At 45.1% G+C, this 9582-nt stretch carries 10 protein-coding genes; 8 read left to right on the forward strand and 2 right to left on the reverse strand.

The features are described 5' to 3' along the window. Positions 1–475 precede the first annotated feature (475 nt). Positions 476–1981, reverse strand: coding sequence for a group II intron reverse transcriptase/maturase (ltrA, locus tag K0A89_12310; GenBank protein ID MBW6519267.1), 1506 nt, complete (start codon positions 1979–1981; stop codon positions 476–478). Positions 1982–2467: 486 nt separating this feature from the next. Continuing rightward, on the reverse strand, positions 2468–2764 hold the full coding sequence (locus K0A89_12315) for a hypothetical protein (GenBank protein ID MBW6519268.1): 297 nt from the start codon (positions 2762–2764) through the stop codon (positions 2468–2470). A 4-nt stretch (positions 2765–2768) separates the two neighbouring features. Between K0A89_12315 and K0A89_12320 the strand changes: the two genes are divergently transcribed. The 8 genes from K0A89_12320 to K0A89_12355 form a co-directional block, all read left to right on the forward strand. Next, complete coding sequence (locus K0A89_12320; GenBank protein ID MBW6519269.1) at positions 2769–3059, forward strand: hypothetical protein; 291 nt, start codon at positions 2769–2771, stop codon at positions 3057–3059. Between the two features lie 10 nt (positions 3060–3069). Beyond that, on the forward strand, positions 3070–3321 hold the full coding sequence (locus K0A89_12325; GenBank protein ID MBW6519270.1) for a hypothetical protein: 252 nt from the start codon (positions 3070–3072) through the stop codon (positions 3319–3321). Beyond that, positions 3287–3631, forward strand: a complete 345-nt coding sequence (locus tag K0A89_12330; GenBank protein ID MBW6519271.1) for a PIN domain-containing protein — start codon at positions 3287–3289, stop codon at positions 3629–3631. Before K0A89_12325 ends, K0A89_12330 begins: the two co-directional genes overlap by 35 nt. 94 nt (positions 3632–3725) lie before the next feature. Continuing rightward, positions 3726–3944 (forward strand): type II toxin-antitoxin system HicB family antitoxin, encoded by a 219-nt coding sequence (locus K0A89_12335; protein ID MBW6519272.1) that lies wholly within the window; start codon positions 3726–3728, stop codon positions 3942–3944. A gap of 726 nt (positions 3945–4670) precedes the next feature. Beyond that, positions 4671–5396, forward strand: a complete 726-nt coding sequence (locus K0A89_12340; GenBank protein MBW6519273.1) for an acylphosphatase — start codon at positions 4671–4673, stop codon at positions 5394–5396. 509 nt (positions 5397–5905) lie between these two features. Further along, complete coding sequence (gene hisH, locus K0A89_12345) at positions 5906–6514, forward strand: imidazole glycerol phosphate synthase subunit HisH (GenBank protein MBW6519274.1); 609 nt, start codon at positions 5906–5908, stop codon at positions 6512–6514. A gap of 3 nt (positions 6515–6517) precedes the next feature. Continuing rightward, the gene (locus K0A89_12350) at positions 6518–9055 is read left to right on the forward strand and encodes an ATP-dependent DNA helicase (protein ID MBW6519275.1); all 2538 of its coding nucleotides are present in this window, start codon (positions 6518–6520) and stop codon (positions 9053–9055) included. Between the two features lie 280 nt (positions 9056–9335). Then, the coding region (locus tag K0A89_12355) for an NAD(P)-binding domain-containing protein (protein MBW6519276.1) at positions 9336–9582 on the forward strand (247 nt) is incomplete at its 3' end.

A 9582-nucleotide genomic window follows, 5' to 3' on the forward strand; every position in this document is an offset into this window, starting at 1 on the left:
TGTCTTTAGGGATGATTATTCCAAGGGAGTTGCCCCATCTCTTAAGCTCAACTGTTGAATGGCACATTTTGATCAAATATAAAATTGAAGTCTATTGTATAAATAGTTATACTTAATTGTATAACTCAGCCTCGCGATTCAATCTTTCCACAAACTACTACAGATGACTTGCCGGCTCCTATAGCTGCGGATGGGGACGAAAACGAGGAGTGTAAGATGGTAGAGTGTTTGCATGGCTGTGAAAATATATTTTTTATATCATACTCCGCCGCAAAGAACGCGAAGAACGCAAAGTTAAGGCAACAATGTCTTAGTGAACTTGTCGAATAAGGAAGAACGATTGCTCGTTCTCCCTCTTCTTAGAACCGTACGTGCGACTTTCACCGCATACGGCTCAAGCATTTCATAACCCTTTCTGTATCGGGCAGCAGTTTTCAATTATGTGTCTGGCATTCAGTTTTTTTTTCTACAATATTTATGTTCTAATCATTCCGCTTAAAGATTTGTTAGCAATTCTACGAAGACTTAAATTATTCCTTCGTACATCGAAATATTCCATATCAAGATAAGGGTTTTTATCCAATTTTATACATGGATGTCTGACTATCTTAGTATCTGAAAAGCGTTTAAGCTCGTTCCTTCCCGTAGAAAACACCCATTTCCGTGTTCCTGCTCTATGCCAATATTTATCGGCAATCCACCAGTATGACTTACTTGGATGTCTCCTTTTAGCCCATTTCCAGAGCATATTCCATACCCTATAATCAAGTTTGCCGAATATCTCTTTGGAAACAACCGACTGGTGGTAATTCGACCAACCAGTTATTATGGGATTAAGGACACCAATGAGTTTTTCCTGATTCCATGCTTTCCCTTCTTTGATTACGTCACTAATCTTTTCAGTGATTTTATCAATGGATTTCTTGGATGGTTTAATCAAGAGTTTCCCACTGTATTTTCGGAAATTCCAGCCTAAAAAGTCAAAACCATCGTCTATATGAGTTATCAAAGTTTTCTCCTCTGACAGTTCCAGACCTCTTTCCTTAATGAACGATTTAATCAATTCTGCAATTTCTTTAGCAGTTTCCTCTGAATCAGCAGTCACGATAAAATCGTCGGCATACCGTACGAAATTTACTTTGTGAGGATTGTGCCTACTTTTATCTACTTTCCCGCTTTTATTGGTATAGTACTTAGTTGCAATTGTAGTTTCAATTCCGTCTAAGGTCATGTTCGCCAATATTGGAGATATAATACCTCCTTGTGGAGTTCCCGCCTTGGTAGGATTCAGATGTCGGTTATATATAAACCCTGATTTAAGAAATTGTTTGAGAATTGACTTATCCATCGGGATATTGTCCAGTAACCATTCATGGTTGATGTTGTCAAAACAGCCTTTAATATCTCCTTCCAGCACCCATTGAGCAGAATATCTTGTGCTCAAACAGGTAAAAGCTTGCGAACATGCATCGTGTGTGCTTCTATTTTTCCTGAAGCCAAACGAGGCTCTGTCAGCAGTTGCTTCTGCAACTGGATTTAAGGCAAAGGCATGTAATGCCTGCATTGCCCTGTCGCGCATAGTCGGGATACTTAGTGGTCGTTTTTCCTTCTTACCATATTTCTCAATATAGACTCTTCGTAATGGTTTCGCTTCATACTTCTTAGAAGATAGTTCAAGAGCAGCTTTCATTTTGGCTTTTGGCGTTATCCACTTTTCGCCATCAACTCCAGCTGTCCTGTGTCCTTTATTTTGAGTTATTTTCCTTATTGCCAACAGTTTCGCATAAAACGAATTGGTTAGCAGATACTGTAGTCTTTTTACTAAATGCCATTGTTCTTGATTCACTGCTTTTGTAATTCTGGTTTGCAGCTTATTAACACTATTAGTGACCATTTTCCAATCGATATTTCTCCATTGGAATTTGTGTCGAGTGTCTGTAAGTCTCTCACCTTTCGGTGTAATTGAATTACTTACATTCATAAGTTTGCTTCCTTTCATACAATGAAACACCTTGCAGTAAGTCAGCACCCTTTCGGGTTAAGGCAAATTTAGAACCTCTATACATCTCATTACAAGTTGTCATTCGCTTTTTACTGTCTCCTTTACCCTCAGTGCCGTCGTTGCTCCTTACAGAGTTCCTACCCGATTCAGGGAGCACATAGGGCTTACCAAGTTCTACATCACAAATAATTGTGAAAGCCTTAGAAGCCATCTATAAACCGGAAACCATTTGTCCATTCCCTGTAATGTGACGCAAGTCATTACAGTCTGGTTACATACCTTTTGGTTTAAGCGTGTCAGTCCGATTTCGCTTATTCGCAATCACGATTCTTACGATGGTTCGCATTACACTCTTCATAGCTTTCTTATCCTGGCAGTTAGGCCTGAATTGGACTTTCTGACCTTTCCACGTTGTCCTGTGGGCTTAACACCCCAACGTTACCATTGACGCATTCCACAGTAGGATTACTCCGAATGGAGGGAGTAGCCGTTAGGCAATTTGTGTTGTAACTTCTTGTCGCACTGCGTACTTTGCGGTGAATTGAATGAACGAAAAAAAACTTTAAATGGCAAGGACTTTCCATTTACCTTTTCAACGGAACTAACCTGGACGACCCTGAATCCGATAATCTGCCTGATATTGAACCCAGCAGCACGTCCATATTCAGCAGCAACAATTTTACCTACAACGACCATGTGACGGTCATTGCCACATTCCCTGACGGCAGCCAGCAGGTCATCATGGAGGTCCGCGTGTGACACTTCTATGCATGCTCTGGATTATGTAACCTGGCGTGTGCAATCTTTTTCTTCTAACCTGACAACTTTTGCAGGTTTCTATCGAACCGGCACAAACACCACCTCCGCCCCCCTCGCCTATCCCCTATCCCATGCCCGGACACATGAGCACAGGAGCATCGGGACCGGGCAGCCGGACAGGGGGTGCTGGGCGGGTGCGGCAGGGGGTGCAGGATGGGGACTGCTTGATAGCGTTATCATGAACTGCTCGATATTGAGGATGAGATATTTATATGGAACAAACATTATTATCAAATAGGTGGAATTGAATGATCTCCAGAAGCAGGTATGAGAAGTTCTTATTAAAAGATGTCAGGGAACTTTCAGACAACGACTTTAGAAAAGTTGTCAAGACGATACATTTTTTCAAAAAAGAGATCTTCAAACAAAAACATGGAAATGTATATGATGTCCTAAGATTTGCTGGTATCTGGAAACAAATGGGGCCTGAAAAAGTCGGGATTTTTTCGGATATTTTAAAGGAACGTGACAAATTCAGCGAAGGAAGGACTTTCTCCTGAAACCTTTATTTACATAACAGGTCTTACGGTGTATGAATTATTCAAAGGCGTTTCTTTTATTAAAGAGAAACAGATTCAACAAGAAGTAGAAGATTTTGTAGAATGTGTGGATATTCTTCAGCTTGATACTGATATAGAGAAAAAAGCTGGCGAAATTTATGCAGACCTCAGAAAAAAAGGTTTACAAATAAGTGATGCCGATATTCTCATTGCAGCTACCGTTTTAGAAAATGATAGTATATTGGTTACCAATAATCATAAGCATTTTAAAAGAATCAGTAACCTCAAAATTGAAAATTGGATTCAATAATAACATTTTTCCATTTAAACCGCAAAACCGTATCAGGTCAAACAGATTCGAAAATTGTTTCTTGAATATAAATTCCATTTAGATGAGGAAGACTATGAAAGATGAGATAAAATATGAACTGGTAATTTACTGGAGTGAAGAAGACGATGCATATATTGCAGAAGTACCGGAACTTCCGGGATGCATGGCAGACGGCAGGACTTATGAAGATGCAATGAAAAATACTCTAATCGTGATCAGGGAATGGATGGAAACCGCACGTGAGCTTGGAAGAGAGATACCGATACCAAAAGGCAGATTAATTTATGCATAAAAGCTGAAAGACAACATTTGGGGATTGAATCCGTCTTAAAAATATAAAAAAAGCATTATTCTAAAAAGCACACCTAAATTATCGTAATCGATATATACTAATAAATGGTTTTGCAGACCATGTAGTGCACAAATCCATTTTTCCTCTTCTCTGCGTCCCTTTGCGAACTCTGCGGTCCGTATTAAATTACCCTCCTGCTACCGGATACATTCACTCACTCCGCCCCCCTCGCCTATCCCCTATCCCACGCCCGGACGCATGAGCACAGGAGCATCGGGGCCGGGCAGCCGGACAGGAGTGCGGGGCGGGTGCGGCAGAGGGGGCAGGATGGGGATGTGCCGGATGTTATGTGGGGAGTGCCGCCATGACAAACAAAATATATTAATTGTTTAATTATATGCGCCCCAAACCGAAGTCAGGAATACAGCCTGAGATGCATCCACCCTGCTCCCGACTCGCCACATCACCCTTGCTCCTTGATTCATGGACAATCCATCCCACCAATACCCCATTTTAAAACAGTGGATTTTGTCACTATGATACCAGAGAGACCGTTCCAATTCGTGTTGGTGAATAGAATAAAACCGCGGATGAATGCAGATTTTCAGGCAGCGTATCCGCGTTCATTTGCGTTCATCCGCGGTTGATTTGAAAGCACCGAGATGCAATGTAACAGCCTCATACCAGAATAACCTTTATATTGTTTTAAATGAAACGGTCTGGTATATGCAAACACGGGCAGAAATCATAATTCACGGCAGGATTCAAAAAGCCGGCTACAGGGATTTTATTGATGAGGCAGCTTTTAACCTGGATCTTACTGGCCAGGTCAAAAATCTTGATGACGGTACAGTGCAGGTCATTTGTGAAGGTGAAAAGGATACCATACAAAAATTGCTGGGAATGGTCAATATAAGCCAGTACCCTATCAGGGTAGAAAAAATTGATGTACGATACAGTGAACCAGCAGGTGACTTCAAAATCTTTGAAATCATCAGGGACGAGGACCTCACCACAGCAACATATGAAAGAATGGACACGGCTGTCAGGTATATGAGGGAAATGAACACTAACCTTGGCCAGAAAATCGATGGGGTAAGTGATAAAATCGATGACATGGATAAAAATATCAGTGCTAAAATCGATGACATGGATAAAAATATCAGTGCTAAAATCGATGACATGGATAAAAATATCAGTGCTAAAATCGATGACATGGATAAAAATATCGGTGATAAGATAGAGGGAGTTGGGGGCAAAATTGACAAACTTGATACAAATCTTGGTAATAAGATTGACAGTCTGGGCGGAAAAATTGATTTGAACAGAGAAGAAATAACACACGAAATTCGCATAATGAGGGGCGAATTAACATCTTATTTTGATGAACGTATTTCAAAAATAGAACACGAGTTAGCTGAAATAAAGGTGAAAGTTTCAGTACTGGAATAACTGCTTCATTAATGTTTTTGATACAGTCCCAATTTTCTCAACTCTCAAATGGCCAATAGACCCACGCTACCTATCGCTTATCTCCTACCCTAAACCAGGACATGAGCACAGACATGCGTGTATAAGTATCCGGGACCGGGCAGCCGGATAATTGCGTGCGAGGGGTGGAATGTGCCGTATATTATGCCGGTGGTGTGGTGCCATGACTGTTTGGATATATTACTCATGTGGTCCGGCAGCTCCAAAGCATTTGAAGTAAAAGAAAAGATGACAAAATAAATCGAATAATACGTGTAAGTAAACCTCAACACCAAAATATTTAGCATCCCTTGTCAACGGCGGTTAAGAATTCCCCATTTTCGGCGGTTTAAAAATCCCCACCCACCAATCATATCACCCGAAGGAAAGCATGTGGAATAATTGCCTTTTTGAATTATTTATCCCGATTAATTGCTCTGTTTATTCCCCCAATCCTCACATTTATTTATCCGCAAATCCATCAGGTATCCATGACAGACATCGTTATCATCGACTACGGCCTGGGCAACCTGCGAAGCGTCACGCGCGGATTGGAACATGCAGGGGCCGAAGTCACCATATCCTCAGACCCGGCAGCCATGCACAGGGCCGACGCCGTGGTACTGCCTGGAGTCGGTGCATTCCAGGATGCCATGCTCAACCTGGCGCCCTTAACGTCCGATGTGCTTGATGTGGCAGCAACCGGGAAACCCATGCTCGGGATATGCCTCGGGATGCAGATGCTGCTCACCCGGTCAGAGGAGGGCGGCATGACCGATGGCCTGGGAATGGTGCCAGGAAACGTTGTCCGGTTCCCGTCATCGGTCGGAAAAGTACCCCACATGGGCTGGAACTCGCTGAATATCAAAAGCGACCACCCGTTGTTCAGGAACATACCCCGGGATACCTATGTCTATTTCGTGCATTCCTACTTTGCAGACTGTGCCCCCGAATATGTACTGGCGTCGTGCGGGTACGGTATAGAGTTCGCAGCCGCAGTTGTCAATAAAGCGGGCAACGTTATGGGCACCCAGTTCCATCCCGAGAAGAGCGGAGAGCAAGGCCTAAAAATGCTCGAGAATTTCGTGGGGATGTGCTGATACATGGATGACGATATCGACCGGTGGTTCCCGTATCCCGAATACCGGCCTAACCAGCGCGAAATGCTGGATAAGGCTGCCGAAATAGCCCGCACGGGCGGTCATGGCGTTTTAATGGTGGATGCACCCACCGGCAGCGGCAAGACCAGCATCCTGTCGGCACTTCTGGCATCACGGGGAGATAATCGCATCGTTGTGGCAGTGCGCACCATAAGCCAGGTATCCATTTACCTGGACGAGATACAGAAGATACGCAAGCACACGAACAAGCGGCCGAAGGTCGCCTACCTTGTGGGCAAGGACAAGACCTGCCTGCTCCGGGACGAACTGGACAGCGTGTACCGGGGATGCGATATCCTGAAGATTATGACCCGGCAACTCCTGGAATCCAGGATGCGCGAGTACATGCAGGCAACAGGTAAGGGGAACGATGCGGTCTATGACCCGTCAAAAGATGATGCACTGCTTGATTCAATAATGGACGAGAGAGGAGGTGAGCGTTCCTGCTGTCCGCATTATTTGCAGGCCAAGGAAGCGTATTTCTTTGACGGGGAGATCAAATTCCGCAGTTCCAAAAAGGCATTGCAAACGGTCCGTGACATCAAAGATACCATAATCTACCCTGAAGAACTGGCAGAGCATTGCGGTAACCTGTGTCCCTATGAAGTGATGGGGGTTTCGGCAGAGGATGCAGACGTGGTCACCCTGAACTATAATCACGTGTTTGATGATGAATACAGGGATGCTATGTACAGCTGGCTGGGGCTGGAACCGGAGAAGACTATCCTGCTCATTGATGAAGCGCATAACCTGGGCGATGCGGTACGGGCGATGATAAGCGATAAACTCACTGAATTCTCTATCAAGAAAGCTATCAAAGAGGTTGAGACATCACGTCGCCTTGCAAAGATAAGTGGTTTGAACCAGAGCCTCGCAGTGGCAGACCAGATATTGCCACGCATACTCACGTTCATGGAAAAAATGGCTCAAAAAGGACAGTCTTCGGAAGAGTGGTTCGACCCGCACATGTTCGCTGATTTTGTGTTCGGTGAAAGCCTGGTGCGGGAGGATGACCGGATGGCTGGTGAGTTGATGAACCTGGCCGATGTTATTGAGAGGCAAAAAGCGAAAGAATCCGAATCCCCTGAGATACATCTTCAAAAAGTGGGTGAATTCCTGTTCATGCTGAACTTTGCAAAGAATGACGAGGCATACATACCCCTGAAATATACTGACGAGCGCACGGTGGGTGAGAATACCTACCATTCCACGACGCTGGAAATTCGCAACATCGACCCCAGCATGCATATCTCAAGCGTGATGGACAATCACCATGCTTCGATCATGATATCAGGGACCCTGTCACCTCCTGAGGCTTACGAATTGTACTATTTTGGCAAGAACGGCCGTGCCACCATCCTGACCCTGCCCAACCAGTTCCCGCCTGAGAACAGGCTGATACTGGTAGCAAGCAAGGCTACCACCCAGAGTTCCCAGAGAACCGATGTTGACAACGTGGCAGAGATACAGCAGCATCTTGATTCCTTTATCAGGGGAGTGCCCGGCAATGTGGTGGTGTATTTTACCTCCTATGGTATGCTGGACAATTACCTGGACTTTTGCACCGGCTCGGCCACTTCCGCAGGCAAGCGCATCTACCAGGAGCCCAGGGAATCCAGGGATGTCCCCGCTATCCTGTCCCAGTTCTTCCAGGCAGGACTGAAAAAGGCCACAAAACCCGGCGTACTGCTGGCGGTGGCCGGCGGCAAGATGAGCGAGGGTATCGATTACCGGGGCGAGTCTTTGAAGGGTTCTACAGTGGTGGGACTGCCCTTGACTGCGTATACCGAGGTACAAAAGAGCGTGAACGATTATTATAAGAACAAGTATGGTACCAGGAACGGGCTGTTCATAGCATATACCCTGCCGGCGATGAACAAGGCACTGCAGGCGCTGGGCAGGGTGCACCGGGCTGCTGAGGAGGAGGGAGTGCTGGTGCTGTGCGATTCCCGGTTTGCGAATAGAGGCGGGATAGGGGTGCGCGAGTACCTGCCTGAATGGATGGATAAGGAAATGAAGGTGTGCAACGGCGGGGAAACAGGGCAATTGATTGCTGACTGGATGAAGAAGCATAAACCTGCACTTGCACCCGCAACCATATCTGCTCACACACCAACACCTGTATCTACCCAATCCCGAACTGAATCGGGTATGACAATAAAAAAGGCAAGGCACGTACAGCAATTAGAACAGCTAAGTCAAAAAAGGCCAGCTTCCGGCGCGGCACAAAAGCACGGTTTCCAGACCGGCGCGCAGGTAGCCGGGAAGTCGAAGGTTCTCTCGATATTGAACAAAATGGCGCGCAGTCACGACACGTTTTACCTGGGTGCTGTCAATAACCATCTTAAAAAGGGCGAACGGGTGGATACCGGGGACTTGAAGGAAATGTTCACGCCAGAAGATTTTGCAGCTCTGGGACTGGAGGCACGATTTATAGCTTCCGTCGGGGATGTGGAGTTACGGCGCACGAACAGTAGATAGTCAATATGAAGAAACAGCTAAAAAAAGGACACACATCATACTAAATCAACATCCGGGTATATATTTATTTGTGCATTCCATGGATGATTTTCTATCGGTATATAGCATGGACGTGTAAGCATATTCGATTGAGTCCTGGGCAACCTGGAGAGGAGTTGACGGGGATTCGAATTGCTCTTGTACAGAAGAAGTTGGGTGGTGGTGGTCTGGTCGGTATGGCACTAATTATGTCATTCTACATAAATCATATATATCGTGAACTCAATGAAGTTGAAATATTATGAAAATTGCTATCCTTGGCGGAACGGGAAGCATTGGTGGCGGCCTGGCGCTCAGATGGGCTCTGGACCATGAGATCATTATCGGTTCCAGAATGTATGAAAAAGCCGAACTGACAGCTGATGAATACCGTAAGGTGCTGAAAGCTGCATCCGATAAGAGCTGCACCATTTCCGGATGCCTGAATGAAGACGCGGTAACAGATGCCGAAGTAATTGTATTGTCCGTACCCTATGAACATGTTGCAT

This window comes from ANME-2 cluster archaeon (genome assembly GCA_019429385.1).
GTDB lineage: Archaea > Halobacteriota > Methanosarcinia > Methanosarcinales > Methanocomedenaceae > Methanocomedens_B.

Excerpts from the sequence above, each read along its gene's own strand:
- ltrA (MBW6519267.1), bottom strand. The coding sequence starts at position 1,981 with ATGAATGTAAGTAATTCAATTACACCGAAAGGTGAGAGACTTACAGAC.
- K0A89_12320 (MBW6519269.1), top strand. The coding sequence starts at position 2,769 with ATGCATGCTCTGGATTATGTAACCTGGCGTGTGCAATCTTTTTCTTCT.
- K0A89_12325 (MBW6519270.1), top strand. The coding sequence starts at position 3,070 with ATGATCTCCAGAAGCAGGTATGAGAAGTTCTTATTAAAAGATGTCAGG.
- K0A89_12335 (MBW6519272.1), top strand. The coding sequence starts at position 3,726 with ATGAAAGATGAGATAAAATATGAACTGGTAATTTACTGGAGTGAAGAA.
- K0A89_12340 (MBW6519273.1), top strand. The coding sequence starts at position 4,671 with ATGCAAACACGGGCAGAAATCATAATTCACGGCAGGATTCAAAAAGCC.
- hisH (MBW6519274.1), top strand. The coding sequence starts at position 5,906 with ATGACAGACATCGTTATCATCGACTACGGCCTGGGCAACCTGCGAAGC.
- K0A89_12350 (MBW6519275.1), top strand. The coding sequence starts at position 6,518 with ATGGATGACGATATCGACCGGTGGTTCCCGTATCCCGAATACCGGCCT.